The organism is Candidatus Erwinia haradaeae (genome assembly GCF_900698925.1).
Taxonomy (GTDB): domain Bacteria; phylum Pseudomonadota; class Gammaproteobacteria; order Enterobacterales; family Enterobacteriaceae; genus Erwinia_E; species Erwinia_E haradaeae_I.
Window position 1 is genome coordinate 778,297 of record NZ_LR217713.1, and the last position, 18,435, is coordinate 796,731.

Annotated in this window: 12 protein-coding genes; 3 read left to right on the forward strand and 9 right to left on the reverse strand. The window is 28.6% G+C overall.

Annotated elements, in window-relative coordinates:
• Window positions 1–17: 17 nt before the first annotated feature.
• From ung to HACICURV3402_RS02340, 5 genes are all read right to left on the reverse strand, one after another.
• Window positions 18–716, reverse strand: a complete 699-nt coding sequence (gene ung, locus HACICURV3402_RS02320; protein WP_157992723.1) for a uracil-DNA glycosylase — start codon at window positions 714–716, stop codon at window positions 18–20.
• Window positions 717–2,081: 1,365 nt separating this feature from the next.
• Window positions 2,082–3,422: a metalloprotease PmbA gene (gene pmbA / locus HACICURV3402_RS02325; RefSeq protein WP_157992724.1), complete on the reverse strand. Its 1,341-nt coding sequence runs from the start codon at window positions 3,420–3,422 to the stop codon at window positions 2,082–2,084.
• A gap of 2,064 nt (window positions 3,423–5,486) precedes the next feature.
• A complete protein-coding gene (yciA, locus tag HACICURV3402_RS02330; protein WP_157992725.1) occupies window positions 5,487–5,903 on the reverse strand; it encodes an acyl-CoA thioester hydrolase YciA in 417 nt (138 codons plus the stop codon).
• A gap of 41 nt (window positions 5,904–5,944) precedes the next feature.
• Window positions 5,945–6,499, reverse strand: a complete 555-nt coding sequence (locus HACICURV3402_RS02335) for a septation protein A (protein WP_157992726.1) — start codon at window positions 6,497–6,499, stop codon at window positions 5,945–5,947.
• Window positions 6,500–6,569: 70 nt separating this feature from the next.
• Entirely contained in the window at window positions 6,570–7,334 is a 765-nt protein-coding gene (locus HACICURV3402_RS02340) for a YciC family protein (protein WP_232037518.1), read from the reverse strand.
• Window positions 7,335–8,817: 1,483 nt separating this feature from the next.
• Here HACICURV3402_RS02340 and der point away from each other — a divergent pair.
• Together der and ygfZ are read left to right on the forward strand one after the other, a co-directional pair.
• On the forward strand, window positions 8,818–10,254 hold the full coding sequence (gene der, locus HACICURV3402_RS02345) for a ribosome biogenesis GTPase Der (RefSeq protein ID WP_157992727.1): 1,437 nt from the start codon (window positions 8,818–8,820) through the stop codon (window positions 10,252–10,254).
• Window positions 10,255–11,197: 943 nt separating this feature from the next.
• Complete coding sequence (gene ygfZ / locus HACICURV3402_RS02350) at window positions 11,198–12,175, forward strand: tRNA-modifying protein YgfZ (protein WP_232037519.1); 978 nt, start codon at window positions 11,198–11,200, stop codon at window positions 12,173–12,175.
• A 547-nt stretch (window positions 12,176–12,722) separates the two neighbouring features.
• Here ygfZ and cmoB read toward each other — a convergent pair.
• The 4 genes from cmoB to rnhA all read right to left on the reverse strand — a co-directional run bounded on the left by cmoB (window position 12,723) and on the right by rnhA (window position 17,534).
• Window positions 12,723–13,706: a tRNA 5-methoxyuridine(34)/uridine 5-oxyacetic acid(34) synthase CmoB gene (gene cmoB / locus HACICURV3402_RS02355; protein WP_174232563.1), complete on the reverse strand. Its 984-nt coding sequence runs from the start codon at window positions 13,704–13,706 to the stop codon at window positions 12,723–12,725.
• Window positions 13,706–14,446, reverse strand: coding sequence for a carboxy-S-adenosyl-L-methionine synthase CmoA (cmoA, locus tag HACICURV3402_RS02360; protein WP_157992728.1), 741 nt, complete (start codon window positions 14,444–14,446; stop codon window positions 13,706–13,708). The genes cmoB and cmoA overlap by 1 nt, the downstream gene beginning before the upstream one ends.
• 1,128 nt (window positions 14,447–15,574) lie before the next feature.
• Window positions 15,575–16,336 carry a hydroxyacylglutathione hydrolase gene (gene gloB / locus HACICURV3402_RS02365; RefSeq protein ID WP_157992729.1) on the reverse strand — a complete coding sequence of 254 codons (762 nt, stop codon included), beginning with the start codon at window positions 16,334–16,336 and terminating at the stop codon, window positions 15,575–15,577.
• A 730-nt stretch (window positions 16,337–17,066) separates the two neighbouring features.
• Window positions 17,067–17,534: a ribonuclease HI gene (rnhA, locus tag HACICURV3402_RS02370; RefSeq protein WP_157992730.1), complete on the reverse strand. Its 468-nt coding sequence runs from the start codon at window positions 17,532–17,534 to the stop codon at window positions 17,067–17,069.
• A 69-nt stretch (window positions 17,535–17,603) separates the two neighbouring features.
• Here rnhA and dnaQ point away from each other — a divergent pair, with 69 nt between their 5' ends.
• Window positions 17,604–18,350, forward strand: a complete 747-nt coding sequence (gene dnaQ / locus HACICURV3402_RS02375; protein ID WP_157992731.1) for a DNA polymerase III subunit epsilon — start codon at window positions 17,604–17,606, stop codon at window positions 18,348–18,350.
• Window positions 18,351–18,435: the final 85 nt, after the last annotated feature.

Below are 18,435 nucleotides of genomic sequence, written 5' to 3' on the forward strand. Positions count from 1 at the left end.
AGTTTTTATCAAAAAAACTAATCAATATGATGTCTCTTTACAGACAAATACGGTGTCCAATTTATAATGGACTTTCCTTGTCTAGTCAACCATTGATTAGCCTTAGAAAAATGTTTACAACCCAAAAATCCACGAAACGCTGATAATGGTGAAGGGTGTGGTGCTAAAAAAACACAATGATGTTTTGGGTTAATAAGTATAGTTTTTCTTTGCGCATAAAGACCCCATAACAAAAATACTATGTTTCTAGAACATTGATTAATAACAGAAATAACTTGATTAGTAAAGATTTCCCAACCTAAATTCGAATGAGAATAAGGACGTCCAGCCTCAACAGTTAAAATACTATTAAGTAATAAAACTCCTTGAGTTGCCCAACTTTCTAAACATCCATGCGTAGGGGGCAAAAAACCAGGAATATCACTGACTAATTCTTTATATATATTAGATAACGATGGAGGAATATGTATACCAGGTTTTACAGAAAAAGATAAACCATCTGCCTGACCGGGACCATGGTAAGGGTCTTGACCAATAATAACAACTTTTACTTCTTCTAATGGGGTTAAACGAAAGGCATGAAAAACATCCTTTTGATCAGGATAGATAATTTTTCCAGTCATTCTCTCATCATTAAGTCGATCAATTAAAGCCTTAAAATAAGGTTTCTTTCTCTCATTAGACAATACATGAGACCAACTGGTTAATCTACCCACTGAAGCCACTTAAGTATATTACAGATAGATATCATCTAATCCAAAATCCTGATATCTATGTATAAATTGGTTAATTCATGAATCATATCATTCTCTTGATAAAAATACTCTCTATTAGGAGAGTGCAATTAACTATTCATCATTACACTAATTCCAAATCTAGTACTTATTTTTTAACACAAAATCCAAGCCTCTCACAAAAAAATTAATATCACCTAAGATAGTCTATATAAACAAACATTTAGTTTTTCTAAAAAAAACTTACAAATTAATTTTATTTAACTAATCTTTCTCCTATCAATCTCTCGTCTCCATCTTTATATAGATCAATGAAGAAAGAAAATAAATAAACAAACTAATGCATCGCATAAAATGCATATCTTAAGAAATTAAACTCGTCTACACCGATAAAATACTTAGCTCGTCTAACGAAATAAAAACGATCACTACAGATATATTATAATCATAATACTATTATTTATATATCAATAATAAAAATATATAATATAATAAATATTATAGTCACTTTAAACTAGAAAAATTATATTATAAGGCATACCGGATTCTTTATCTCTCCTAAACACTAAATAATCACATTTATCTTTTCAATTATACAATAGAAAGAATAATTATTCCTAGAATCCATATATTATAATAGATAGTATATTTTAGTTAAAAAATAAAATTTATTTTATACGTTATTTAACAAAAGAGAAATACTCTATAATTAAATTAACATATCAAATTCTCAAAATATAATCCATAGATTCGAAGTCTGTTTATAAAAAAACTGATTTTAATGAACTTTCTCATGCTCACCTCATGCAATCTATTATTGCATCCAACTAAAACAGAATAAAAGAATCATGAATCTGATATTAAAATCAGATCTATTACGATACACGAAATTTTAATTCATATTATTCTTTATTTTTAATTGTCTCGACTACTTCTTTCTTTGTATTGTACACACGCAGTAATGTCTAATTAAAAAACTTTATACAAATACCTCAATAAGTCTTCCTCTTAATTTATATTATCTACTATATTTTTAACATTATACATATGCAAATACTGTCAACTATATATATAAAAACAATGATCAAATAATAAAATATAATTGCATATAAACATCTTAAACTATTAATCATCATCTCCAAATACCTGGAGTATACTGACATATTAAAACTTTCTGATGTTTAGATAAACAGAAAAGGATAAATATAAAGATAGATGTTATGCAGTTATAGATCAGGTACCTCTACGTTCGACAAAAGTGTTTACGATTAAATAAATATGATATGCACATTATTCAATAATTATAAAATATATGATGAATGTTACGTAATAAACATAGTCTAAAAACTAATATCCCGCTACCTGTATTTCAGATATTAAAATAGATCCACATTGAATGTTACCACGCATTTCAGTATCATCACCCATAGAAATCATGTTCTTCCATATATCCCTTAAATTACCAGAAATAGTTAATTCACTAACCGGATACTCAATTATACCGTTTTTTACCCAAAATCCCGAAGCACCACGAGAATAATCTCCGGTCATCTTGTTAAATCCCTGACCTAAAAATTTAGTTACCAGAAGCCCTGTTCCCATCTGCTTAAGCATTTGAGTAAAAGAATGTTTTTCCCCACACACTAACCAAGTATAAATACCACCAGCATGACCATTGCTCTGCAATCCAAGTTTTCGACCTGTATAACTACTGAGTAACCAGTGTTGTAAAACACCATTTTTAATAATCTCAGTTTTATGTGTACGCACACCTTCATTATCAAATGGGGCCGATGCTAAACCTTTTCGTATATGAGGATCTTCTGTGATATGCAACCATTTCGGAAAAATCTTCTTACCCAGAGAATCTAATAAAAAAGTCGATTTTTGATATACATTATGTCCATTAATAGCTACCGCAAGGTGTTCAAATAACTCTGTTGCCACTTCTGAAAGAAAGATAACAGGTACTTTCATGGTACCAATTTTTCGAGGTAATAAACGTGATAAAACTCGACGACCACATTCTTTACCGATCTCCTCTGGCGACTGAAGATCCGTCATAGACCGACTAATTGAATAAAAATTATCTCGCTCCATCCTCCCGTTAACTTCAGCAATAACACAAGTAGAAAGTGCATACTGAGTAAAACAATAGTGTTGAAGCATTCCGTGACTATTACCAAAAACCTTTATACCTATGTGACTATCAAACCTCCCTCCTCCAGTCTTAGTAATGCGCGGATCCATCTGCAAAGCCACTTTCTCTGCACAAGATGCTAAATTAATAGAGTAATCAATATCCATATTGGATGGATAACATAAATCTAAATCTGGAGCATTCAATGCTAAGAGAGTTAGTTCTGGTATAGCCACACAAGGATCCGAAGAAGTATATCGCGAAAACCCTAATGCTGCTTCTATGGTGTGTTTAATGGCCACTTGACTTAAGTCTGTAGAAGAGGCTCTTCCTTGATGGTGCTGGCAATAAACAGTAACCCCAAGTGAAGTATCGCTATGCAACTCAATATTTTCTATCACTCCATAGCTCGTACTAATACTAATACCATTACTTTGAACCACAGTTACTTCCGCTTGACTATGATTTGCTTCAGCTAAACTAAGAGCAGTTTCTACTGCTTTCTCTAAAATATAACACTTATCTATAATCTGTGATAATCCTTTCATAAGACAACCATATATTGAAAAAGTAATGATTAATATTCAGTAACCATCAGAATGACATTACTACTATTAGCTGAGTAGAATTCAAATAGATCTTATCTAATAAGATAACTCATGGTCTATAGAATAACAATGCTGAAGATATATTAAGTACTGATATATATTCAAATAATCATGACTAACTAACTGTAGTATTATAACATAAATCAAAGTATTTCTATATTGGAAATATCTATCCAAATAACTATTACATACTTAGAATAATCTATTAATTAAACCATGATTTCAACATAATCAAGACAAACTGTATTACCTATTATTGTAATAAAACAGTAATTATGAATAATAACCTATAAAAAGATATAGAGCTTATTAGATTTATATAACAACTTTTAATACAAATGTAAATCAAGTTCTAATCATATAAAAAAATAATCAATTGTAATCTCATAATAATTATAACCTTCTATTTAGCACTTACGAAAAACTACTACGCTAATTAAAACCTATATGATTAATCCTATCCAATATCTTCTGTAATCTACATATACTATCAAAATAGAAAATTATGTTGAAAAATACAGCTGCATTAAAACAATAATACAGTACTATAAGCTCATTAAATTTTAGCTAAAAAAAGTAGATCCATTGCTTTTTTAGTACTCTTTTCACTCTAAAGTAAAAAATAAAATCATAAGATATTCATTGTTTATATACGTAAACGCAGTTGTTTCTTTAATTAAGAGAAGTCAATAATAACTTATTATGCATAGTAATTACATTAGCTGAACCCAAAAAAGATGCTTCTGATCTAATTAATTAAATCGTTATAATCATCTGTATTCAGATTGAGACTATTAAATATATTTAAATTCTATTTACATGCAGTGATACCAATTTTATGTCAAATATCTTTGATCATAAATCTAATAAAAATATTAACCATATTAACAAAATTAAAAAATATAATATCTCATCCTAAAAAACGATGCTAATCGATGAAATTAATCTAAAAAGATCTATAGATATGAGATCACTTGAATAAAAATTATAAACTCTGTAATGAAAAAATAAAAAAATTAAAATAAAATGAATCGATCTTCATCAAAAATATTATGTACTATAATTATATAATCAGAGTATCTAATAAAATTTTTTACATCAATTAATTAAATATGTATGATCTCAATCAAGTAATTTTTATTTCATTAAAACAATAATATTGTTATATAAAAATATTATTTATCCTATCAGAACCATTAACTTTATGAAAGTATAAATCTAATTTCTTATCAAAATCAGAATTATCTCAGTATGATAAAGATCAATATTAATATAATATAAAAATCATAATCAGATAATTAAGTTTGTTTTATTAAAAATACAATCCAAAGCTTTTAAAAAATTCTAAATTAGAATAGAAACCTACAGAAATCTTTACAATACACATCCTGATATTTTAAGTTGGTAATATTAAACTATATAAAACACATTACGCAAGATTATGAACTTTTGTACATGGTAACATCAATAATAACTATAATTTTAAAAAATACGGATATATATGTAATTAAATACTTAGTGTACTAAAACACAATACACAATATCCATACAAAATATTTTTAGTCATAATTTAATTGGTTCTATTAATCATTGTTTAATTATCATGAAGATAATGATCAAGTAGTGTATTAATGTATGTATAATATTACTAATAATTATGTTTAATTCATAACGCCCTTTCTCATGACGACTATAATGAGCATTGAGTATATTGTAATTTCAAATAATTGTTTTTTAATATCTAAAATGTCAGATCAAACTAGATTAATAGTTTTACTATATCTAAAAGCTCTCACTCCAGACAAATTATTAATTTTATTGTCATTAATTTAAAAATAATGTCCTAGCTCATATTGAATCAAAGAAAACCATACCACAAGATCTACATTTCGTATTTTATACTCACATACTCTGCTATTGAATAACATTCATCTTTTCATAAGTGTTTTTATAACATAAGATTACTCCATAAAATAGGCTAACTTTAAGTTTTAACCATGATGGTTATAGAACCCATCCAGTTTTTCCTTCTGGTAAAGGACGCGAATTACCGTTATTGTCTACAGAAACATAAATAAAAATAGCTCGAGTGGTACAATAATGCTGACCAAGTGGTTCTGAGGATACTTTTTTTATCCATACTTCTATTTTAATTCTAATAGAGCTCTTGCCGGTACCAATACAACAAGCATGGCATGACACAACATCGCCTACTTTTACAGGCTTTAAAAATGTCATATCATCAACTCGGACCGTAACTACACGTCCTTCCGCTATCTCTTTAGCTAAAATACCGCCACCGATATCCATTTGTGACATTAACCATCCACCGAATATATCGCCATTAGCATTAGTATCTGCTGGCATAGCTAGGGTTCTTAAAACCATCTTACCAGGCGGTTTTCTTAGATCTATATTCATGACACACTCTTATTAATTAAATATTATAACCTATTATAATTTTACTTATTTCTCTTTAAGACAGCGTTGTTATTACATAATTTGCGATAAATATAAAGTCCATTCCATAATCCAAATAATAAAACGAGTCCTCCTAATCCAAATACCTTAAAAGTTACCCACATTGCTTGAGAAAAATAAAAAATACTATATGTATTCATAATACTACAAAAAACAAAAAAGATTACCCATATGATATTTAACCGCCGCCAAGCAGATTTGGACAAATAAACATCTTTACCTAACATTCTCTCAACAAGAGTTTCTTTCATAAAAAAATGGCTATATAAAAACACTATAGAAATAAGTGCATATAAAATAGTTCCTTTCCACTTGATATAATCTGGGTTATGCATAAAAATAGTCAAAGTTCCAAAAATAGAAATAAAAACAAAAGAAATCAGTGACAAAGTGTCTAATTTAGAATACAACCACCATCTCATCACTAAACTAAACCCAGAAGCAACAATTATTGCTGCAGAAGCAATAAAAATATCGTAGATATTATAAAAAATAAAAAAGACTAAAAGAGGAAGTACATCCAATAATTTTTTCATAACAATTGCCAATATGAGAAATATCAATATTTTTATAACAGCTAGTTTATTTCAAATAATTAAATATAGTTTAATTTAATAACATATAAAGACGAGATAAATATATAATCAATATAGCAGAAATCACGTTACTGCACGTATTAAGAATAATTGAAGCTATATCTGGAGGAACAGATATTAACTTTGATATTAATAACAGAATAAAGATCTTAGATAACATCCAAAACATGACTGGAGGCGCTATTAAGCGTATCTGACTCCATCCAATTTGACTACTAGTCTGTATAGATGTCAATATCCCTACTTTATCAGTATTTAAAATTACTGGAGCTAACGCAAACAACACTGATAACAAGATTCCTGGAAAAACTAATACCATAAACCCCAGTTGAATACTTAATGTCATTAGCGAAATTAATAAAAAGAGACGGGAAAGACTTGGAATAGAGGCGCCTAATGCAATTAATGCACTCACTTTTTTTCCAGACGATGCCATAGAAATCAAACTAAGCATTCCACCTAATAGCATAGTATTTCCGACTAAAGAAGAAAAGGTTCCAACCGCAGAGACTTGTAAAAGAACATGTTGTTGCTGAAGCGACATATTACGAATAATCTCTATTAGATTATTAGTAGAACTAATTACTGCTTTATTGTTAAGAACTTGAATCTGATCGAGAGATGGCATGAAAGTCTTATTCAGTAATATCGTTATACATGCAATCAAAAATGCTATTAATATAATATTAAACCATTGATGCCGAAAGAAGTGACTGGTATCACGATATAAAGAACTAACTCTAATCAACATACGCTCTCCTTTAATAAAACTCATCAAAATACGATCATTCTCGTAGATATACTGTTAAAATATAATGCTAATTAAAATGTTTTACCAGAAGTAAAACCAATTTTAATTGTACCTAAATAAAAATTTTTATTATAATTACAGCCAACTAAATAGAGAAAATTACTCGCTCTAATTATATAGACATACAATAAATTTACTAATCGTAGTTAGACTTTGATTAGTCAAAACCTAATAGAGAACTCAATATCGCATCTCTCTCTAAATTATATTAAAGAAACAATAATAATGTATAGATAACATAGAACTAAACTTTCTTCATTCTATCTAGCAACATTTTCACCATTCTTATCATGTGATTTATTTTAATAATATACATTATAATTATAAAATTTTAAAAAACAAAAATTTAATAAAACCTATTTACAATACAGATAATCAGAATACAATAATTAATTAATTCATCTAATTATATTTCCGATGCTGAAAATATATGGCTAAAAATTATGCATTGATTAAAAAATAAATATATAAGTTTATAACTATAAAATCACTAAATCCTAACGATTATCTTCAGTCTTTCCTATCCCTATAGCAAGGAAATCAATTTTATAAACATAATTGTTATAAACATAATTAAATTGTTATAAACATAATTAAACAATAACAGAATAAAAAATTTGAAAATTAATACTGAGGGATTTAGTCACTTATTTAAAATAAACCAAATATCATTCTTGATGAAGTCTCTTTATCCCTAATAAATCTCATAAAATATTAAATACTCATTACTTTTCCTGAATCAAGCTATTAAACACAATTAAACTCTAAGTTTTTACTTCAGTATAATTAGAGAAAGTAAAATAGTATAATTAGAGAAAGTAAAATAAATATAAATCACCAATCACCTGCAGGAAAAATACTCTAATAAAATGTATTTTTTAGTTTTTTAACTAAAATATTGTCTTCTAATATACAAGATATTTGTTCTTAATAAAAAAAGTTAACAATGTTTTCTGAAGTAGCAATATTAATTAACAACAAAATTAACCATTGTCACTTATAATATTTTAAAGGATTAAAAATAATATAATAACCATAATTATGAATAACATTACGTAAATGCATCAATAAAAAAAGTACAATATACATAATTATCTCTTGAGTATAATGATAAATACAGTATTACAGACATTAACATTCTAATATCATTGTTCTTCTGGTTCATCGACTGTACGGACATATCTTAGTCTAAAATAATATACAGTATAGCACTGATTTACTTAATTATCATTACGTTAATCAGATCTCATCAAACACGCCTTCTTTTCTTTCAGAAAACACTACCAATAATATTAATATCTTCTGAATCAATAAGATTTTTTATTATGTTAATATAAAAATATTATCCTAAAAGGATAAATTAATATAATATATTAAAAATTAATTTTAGAATGTCAAAAAGTTATCATGAATTAATATGTATTATATACACTTCTGAGGTTCTCACGTGCTTCCTGTAATGACACTCATCGGACGCCCTAATGTTGGAAAATCTACTCTTTTTAATCGTTTGACACGCACACGAAATGCGTTAGTATCTGATTTTCCTGGGCTTACTCAAGATCGACAATATGGTCGTACAAATATCGAGGGGTATGAATTTATTTGTATTGATACCGGTGGTGCACATAACAAACAAAAAAAAGGTTTAGAGAAACTAATCAAAGAACAAAGACGTATAGCTATTAATGAATCTAATATCATATTATTTCTAGTTGACGCTCGTGCTGGACTAATGCCTGATGACATTTACATTGCTCAAGAATTACTACGCAAACATAAACCTACTATCGTAATTGCTAATAAAATAGTTGGTCTCAATATACATTCTGTATTAGCAGAATTTTGGTCACTGGGTTTAGGAAAAGTGTATCCAATTGATGCATCTCATAATCTTGGTATTTCTGATTTATTAAAAATAATTCTCTTGCTATGGACAAAAAATTTAGACCTGAAAACACATAATAAATACATCGAAAAAGAGCAAGAATTTAATAATCCAATACATCCTACTCAAGAACCTCAAATATACAATCAAGAAAAAACGATAAAAAGCGATAAAAAGTATTTATACCCATCCTCTTCTCCTATTAAAGTGGCAATAATTGGTCGACCTAATGTTGGAAAATCCACTCTTACAAATTGTCTTCTTAACGAAGAGCGAGTAATAGTCTTTGATCTGCCTGGGACTACACGCGATAGTATATACATACCCATGCAACGTCATTCCCGTAGATATATCTTAATTGATACCGCTGGATTACGTAAACGTAATAATATACAAAATATTGTCGAAAAATATTCTATAATTAAAACAATCAAAGCAATTGAAGATGCTAATGTCGCCATATTAGTGATTGATGCTTATCAAGGTGTATCTGATCAAGATTTATCACTTCTCAGTTTAATTCTCCATAATGGACGCTCGTTAATCTTAGTTGTTAACAAATGGGATACTATATCCAAAACACGCTGTAACGAAGTCAAGATACTAATTCAATCTCGCATAAAATTTCTTGATTTCGCCCGAATTCATTTTATTTCTGCTATAAACCAAAAAGGTATAAATAATTTATTTCTATCCATTAATGAAGCTTATGACTGCTCTATACGCCCACTGAAATCATCTGTCTTGACGAAAATTATCAATATGGCTATAGCTAAACACCCTCCACCACGCATCCGTAATCGACGAATTAAACTAAAATATGCCCATGCCGGAGGATATAATCCACCGATTATAGTAATCCACGGAAATATGACGAAATTTCTACCAGATTCTTATAAGAAATATCTTATAAACTATTTTCATCAAGCATTACATATCATAGGAGCTCCAATTCAAATCCAGCTCAAAGACAGTAGAAACCCATATATATCCTAACCTAACTTACTAAAATTAAAAAAATAAAATACATAATGAATACAAAATAATGATATTAACAATAATTAACATAACTAAATATAAATATAACTATCTAGAACACTCCTTAGTCATACATCTATCTTGCATCAAGATACACATAATCAAAAAATTCATGACTCATAATCTTTAATACAAAACAAGTAATAATTAAATTGAATAAATTACAAGATTATGTAGAATATAACATTCTCATTTCTAATAAAAAATATAATTTTAAAAAATATAAAATATATTACGGGATATAATATTTAACTCTGTTTTAATAAATTGAAAATATCAGGATTACTCATAACAATAACACTGAAGGAAAAAATTTTTAATTTTATCGCTTTTCTCCATATTATATTATGACTAAATAACTTAGCAGATTATAGAACCACGTATCATCTATACATCAATATTCATTAAGTAAATTATCTGTTTATTGACTGTACTTTACTTGATAAAAAACAAGATTATAACCTAATTAATATAATTATTTAGAAATAACAAGAACTTAATAATCTATAAGATACATAGATAAAATATTGATATACAAAGAGTCTTACAAATTATCTATTCAATATATTATTAATCAAGATAGATAAAGGAGTATAATCCTATAGAAATTATAACTTTTATCTGATACTACTTGATGATACATCATAAATATGATGTTGTTATACAGATAAAAAAATAATATGAGCTATAGTTAATATGATAAATATAAAAAATAATTAGGATCTATTATAAATAGCTATAATGTATCGAATAATATACTAAATATAATTCCTTAATTATTTTTTTTCGAAGAAAATAATATATCACTGTAATACTAGAAAGTAAAATAACAGGCAGTATTTCTAGTTATAATCAATGTAAAGCTAAAAGATATGAGTTAACACAGGATGCCATTATAGTAATGAAAAATTACCATCCTAGTAAATCACTAGAATCTACTTATCTTCCTCTTGTACTTATATCACTAGATGAATGGAATATGGTCTATATTAATGGACCTAATCATATTAATTTTTTACAAAGCCAGCTGACAATTAATGTAAAAACCCTCCTCCCTCACCAGCATCTTATAGCTGCTCACTGTAACCCAAAAGGGAAAATTTGGAGCACCATACGTCTATTTCATCATGGCAATGGATTAGCCTATATCACACGACGAAATATAATTGAAACACAATCACATATCTTAAAAAGATATGCAGTATTTTCTAAAACGAACGTCATTATCAATAAAAATTATGTATTACTGGGTATAGCTGGTTATCAAGCTCGATCTATATTAGAAACCATCTTTAAACCTCTGCCTGATTCTATATCACCAGTTATTCAATCAGACAATAACGTGTTACTATGGTTTGGAGAGCCTTCTGAACGTTTTTTACTAATAACTACCAAAGAACAGGCATTGGTTATCCGTAAAATATTAATGGTGAAAGAAGAACTATATGATAGCCACCAGTGGCTAGCGCTAGAGATAGCAGCAGGCCTACCAGTTATTGATAACAATACTAGCGGTCAGTTTCTTCCACAAGAAGCTAATTTACAAGAATTAAAAGCTATCAGCTTTAATAAAGGATGCTACATAGGGCAAGAAATAATCGCGCAAACTCAATTTCGTAATTCTACTAAACAATCATTATATTGGTTAACTGGAATAACAGAAAGTATTCCGGAAGCCGGAGACGCATTAGCGATGAAAATTGGCAATGACTGGCGTCGTACTGGAACGATACTTGCCGCATGTCAAGTTGGGAACTCTACTACGTGGATTCAAGCTATTTTAAGAAAAAATATCAAAGAAAATACTTCTTTACGCTTACTAAGCGATCACAAAGGAAAACTAATAATTCAACGTTTACCATATAAACTATTAATATAAAAATATGATTTTATGATAATAAAATGAAGTCAAAACAATATCCAATACATTAAGAGATTAAGAAATACGCGATTATAATAGCCTATCGATAAATTTGTCTGGAATATTAAATTCCAGGTCAACTACAATGATTAGAAATATTATCGTGTTAATATCTTTCAAAGAAAGAACTTAAATAGCCACTGAAATAATCACTAAATTATCATGTTATCTGAAGACCAATCAATCTTACTTCATTAATTTTAATATCATTAATAAAACTATGCTTATTTATTATCAATAAGAATGAATTTTTAAATAATATAAAACTATTATTCTTGTTCTTAGTGGAAACCTACCCCCCTATCTCTAAATATCGCTACGTCAGTTAAAGTGTGATTTATAAATACTTAATTACGAAAAAATAAAATAAATAACATTTAAAACAATATAAGACATGATCTTTTATACAGCCAACACCCATATGCTCTTTGTTTATTTCAGAATAAATTTCTAGATATAAAAAATTGCTATATTAATAGATTACTTTAATCTAGTTAAAAGAACATTATAAACTAATATGTTTAATATTTTTTTTTGCAATCAATATGACTCGGCGGGGAGATGGATATCCCTCAATGGTTCTGTCTGAGTTCTCTGGATCTAGAAAACTAGATAAAGAATGATTATGCGCCCAATTAGTATAGCGTTGTTCATAAACACTGAGAACAGAAGTATTGACAATCTCTACATCCTTAAAGCCGCATCGCTCCACCCATCGTTTCAATGCTCCACTGGATGGAATAAAATAAACATTATTCATATGAACATATCGCTCTTTGGGAGTAAGTACTCTCTGATCATCACCCTCTACTACTAAAGTTTCTAAAACCAACTCACCACCATCAACCAGCTGGTTTTTTAGTTGAATCAGATGATCTAAAGGTGATCTACGATGATAAAGAACGCCCATAGAAAATACTGTGTCAAATACCTTCATAACAGGTAAATTTTCTATAGAAATAGGTAGAAGGTGAACGCGCTGATCCCCACCCAACAACTTACGAACCGCTTCAAACTGACATAAAAACAATGGAATAGGGTCAATACCTACTACTAAACGTGCACCGGCTCCCAACATCCTCCACATATGATAACCGCTACCACACCCTACATCAAGAACAATGCGACCAGATAAAGAAGAGATATATGGAAACAACCTATCCCATTTCCAATCCGAGCGCCATTCAGAGTCAATGTAGACACCATACAACGAAAAAGGCCCCTTACGCCATGGCATCAACTGACGTAATAAGTTCTCAATACCCACTCGATGACGACAAGTAATCAGAGTACTATCGGCGCTCACACCGTCTACTAAATCTAATGATTCTGGAATAAGAAGCGGAAGTGTTTGCACAGCATTCTCCCAGACTTTAAAATTCTTATGTTTAAATTGGCCCCGCCAAGTAGATAAAATAATTGATAAAGTTTCTAACCAGTGTGAAAGGTGATTAATAGCTAGAAAGTTATAAAATCCACTAAAATCCATCAGTTAAGATTTCTCTTAAATGCTAATAAAGACGCAAAGTTAATAGACTGAAACCATAACTGAGAAGTATGAAAACCCGCTTTCTCTAACCTTTTTTTGTGCGCGTCAAGAGTTTCAGTTATCATAACTGAATTGAGCATTTTGTTTTTTTGTTGAATTTCTAATGCACTATAACCATTATCTCTTTTAAAATCATAATGTATCTTCAACAATAAACTTTCAATATCTTGATCACTGAAACTAAGCTTTTCCGACAAAACCAAAACACCTTTTGAATTCATCCCATTCCATATAGAATCTAATAACTTCTGGCGTTTATCTATAGGAATAAACTGTAAAGTAAAGTTTAATAAAACTAAGGAAGCATTATGAATTGGTACCTGGCAAGCATCCATAGTAAGAACTTCAACGGGAGTGTTAAAGTTAAAACTATTGATATAATGACGACAACGATTAGTCATAGCTGAAGAATTATCCACCGCAATCATTTTACAACCTATTACTTTAATATTTTTCTGCACAGAGACAATAGCAGCACCAAGAGCGCAACCAAGGTCATAGATTGACGAATGACTTTGAACACAATGCCTGGATAATAGTCCAATCATAGATATTAAATCAGAATAACCAGGAACAGAGCGCCGTATCATGTCCGGAAATACTTCTGCAACCTCTTCGTCAAATTTCCAATTGCCAAGTTTTTTTCTCGGCAATAAGAATAAAGTATCACGATTAAACATAATTCATGCTTCCAACATATAATAAAAGATACTATTTGAGAAGATATTTCTAATCAAGCATATCATCTTTCATATTAACTAAGAAGATTAAAACATGCAATCTCTCTTGATTATCAGATAGTTAATATAAATCAATTGGAGTTATTATTTTTATCTTAATAAATACGATAATTTTACTCGATTCATCTAAAGATGAGTACATATTGTCACTGATATAGGCTGCTATACAGGAACTAACATCAAATACTCATCATAAGTTATTATAAAAATCTCTCTTAAATTTTCTTCATAAATAACAATCAAAATATTTCATATATTAAAAAAATAACCTACTGAATACTCAATGAATCATATTAATAGAAACAGATAATAATTAAAGCAATCCAGCTATAAAGAACCCTAGTCTAGATAAAAAAATAACATCTAATAAACTCTGTCTGATCAAAAATAATATAATGTAAGATTTTACATTGGTTATGATATAGAATTTAAAAGATAAATACACCATTATACAGTTTAACCTAAATCACATAGATCACACTTCAATTATTACAATAAAAAATAATAGTTCTAGTCATAAAATGATAGTAAATAGACAATTACCCCTTCTTATTTCCATTAAATTAGAAAAATATACAATATAAGATTAATGTAAATCGATTAAAATAAAGATAATATAATTATATAGATCTATAAAAACTCATACTGATGATCTGAAATCTATAATAGAATAAATAGAAACCATTCTCTTTATAAAACATAATCTAACTTTTTGAAGTTTCTCTAACAATATTTAACTCTTAAAAACTAGAAATAATCAAATCAACGTATTTTAATTAATAAGAAAATATTAAACATGGTTATATTTAAATCTTTACCTGGCCTATCACAAAACAATCATTAGAGATTACAGATATGTTACTATATTTTCAGTCTAAAATATTATATAAATAATTTTATTATTATAAAAGTTAAAATAATTTTTTAAAAAATTAATATATAACACGATCCATCATATTGTAGATAACATGATCCTGTTCTATTTTTTTATAGAGCAAATATCATTCCATATGAAGTTATTTGTGTGTTTTACATGAGATAAAACACTAAGTTATTACTGATACTAAATCAGTATATAAAAAGATCTTTTTTCTTACGTAATGCCGAAAACACCTCCCATTCAATAAAATTCACTACATCCATATTAAGCAATCTGTGTATATTAATATCTTGAGTTCTTAGAAAAATATTAATCTTACGTTCACTCTCCAACCTAGTAGGCAATGTAACACGATTTTTTTCTCGTAAGATTTTAACTTGCAAATAATATTTTTTTATAACAAGATCTGTTGGATAAAAAGCACAGGCAAATATTAAATTTGATAAAGTATATTCATGCGCGCTACATATTAAAGTACTATCAGGCAAACGATTAATCTTCTGTAATGACTGAAACATTTGTTGTGGTGTACCTTCAAAAACTCTACCACATCCTGCAGAAAAAAGTGTATCTCCACAGAATAAATAAGGCTCAGAATAATATGAAACATGTCCTAAGGTATGACCCGGTGTGGACATAACTATAAATTTAAGACCTAAGAGATAAAACTGATCTCCTTCTTCTACGAAAATCTGTACTCCCTTACCTTGTGTTTCTAATGGTCCGAAAACCATAAGATTAGGATAAAAAAGTAATATTTTAAAAACTCCATCCGTATGATCGTTATGATGATGAGTTAATAAAATAGCCACTGGAGACCAACCATATTGATTTATAATCTGTAATACAGGTTCTGCTTCACCGGGATCAATAATAAGACATTGACCATCGTTAGCACTTAATATCCAAACATAATTATCTTTGCGAACTGGGATACTTATTAACTTCACACCCACTCCATTTAAACGTAGTTGCAACAATCAATACTCTAAAAAAATAAAATAATATTTTATTAGTTATAATGCTAAAGATATAAATCTTGATGTATTTATAATAAATAAATATAGAAAAATTATTTAAAATAATCAGATCAGTTTCATAACCACAATATGGATTGTGAAACACAAGATAGTATTTTTATAATCTCTTCTCTAAATACCCCATTTCTAGATAAATCAAGTCAAATATATGTTGATACCATCAGGCGTAGAGTTTAATATATAAAATATAACTCCGTGAATTAATAAGAGATAAGCTATGTATAATTAGTGCAATTTTTTTAACCTTTATTAAACTAAAAATAGAAGATATCACTATTGATTATTCTATCAAATAAAAAAATAAAATATAACACCCTTAGTCAAGGGTACAACATAATAAAAATATAAAAAAAGAATAAAATAAACTATACAACCAGAATAAATCTTGTCAATAAAATCCACAAACAATCTGAAATTCATATTGCAGATATAATCTATCATACTAGTCATCATAATATAGAATACAATGCTCTATACTTAGTCATTCAGCTAAAATGCCATAATAATCACAAAAATTGATAATAATGGAAGAAATCTTACTTATATAACTTATATATAAGTATTAATTGTAGAAAACTAGTCATCCATACAATATAAAACACTTATTTTCATCTCTAATACTGCTACATAATACTAAAAGTTATCTTATAAAACTGTAACCAAGATCATCTAAAGTTGGATGTTCAGCCGAAAAACGGGCTAGTCTATCACACGATTCATTTTCTACATGACCATTATGCCCTCTTATCCACTGCCAAGTCATGTGGTGACAAGAAATTGCTTTATCTAACCGCTTCCAGAGATCAATATTTTTCACTACTTGACGATTTACGGTTCTCCATGAACGTTGTTTCCAAGTAGCCATCCAGCTAGTAATACCTTGTTGTACATAGGTACTATCAGTATTTAGTACCACTTCGGACCTATCTCGCAACGATTCCAATGCTACTATTGCAGCCATCATTTCCATACGATTATTAGTTGTTAAATAAAAACCCGCGCTAAAGGTTTTTTTATATCCCTCGCTATACATGATTACACCATACCCACCAGGACCAGGATTACCTAAACACGATCCATCAGTAAAAACTTCTACCTTTTTACACATATCTGGTAAACTCCTTAACAGATAAAAACACCATCACAAATACTAAATCCACTAACATGTATAGATTTTATGAATAAAATAAATACAATGAGGCAAGTTGTATTAGATACCGAAACTACTGGTATGAATATAATTGGTGCTCCATATGAAGGACATCGTATTGTTGAAATTGGCGCTGTTGAAATAATAAACAGACGCTTAACAGATAATAATTTCCATGTCTATCTTAAACCCGATCGAGAAATAGATCCAGAGGCATTCAAAATACATGGCATTTCTGATGCATTCTTAAAAGATAAACCAACATTTTCTCAAGTTTCTGAAAATTTTTTAACCTATATACATAACGCTGTCTTAGTAATGCATAATGCTAATTTTGACCTTGGGTTTATAAATTATGAATTTTTTCAACTAAATCATGAAATCTCTAAAATAGAAGAATGCTACAAAATAATAGATACCTTATCTATAGCACGTAAGTTATTTCCTGGCAAACGAAATAACCTGGATGCGCTCTGCGCTCGTTATAATATAGACAACAGCCAACGCATAATACACGGTGCGCTTTTTGACGCAAAATTACTAGCAAAAATATTTTTAAGAATGACTGGAGGTCAAACTTCTTTTTCTTTACCTAGAACAGGAAGTCTAGATAATACAAAAAATGTAGAAAACATGCGGTACATTAAACAACCAGATTCTAAATTACGCATTATACGAGCGAGCCAATCTGAACTTATAGAACATAAAAAATACCTTCAAATAATAGAAAAAAAAGGAGAGTGCTTGTGGAATAAAAAAAATAAAAAAAAATAAAAAAATTCATAACTCATTATCTTTCTTAGGTTTTTTATGGTTATTGCACGACAATTAAAGAATAAAATAAATATTTAATAAAATA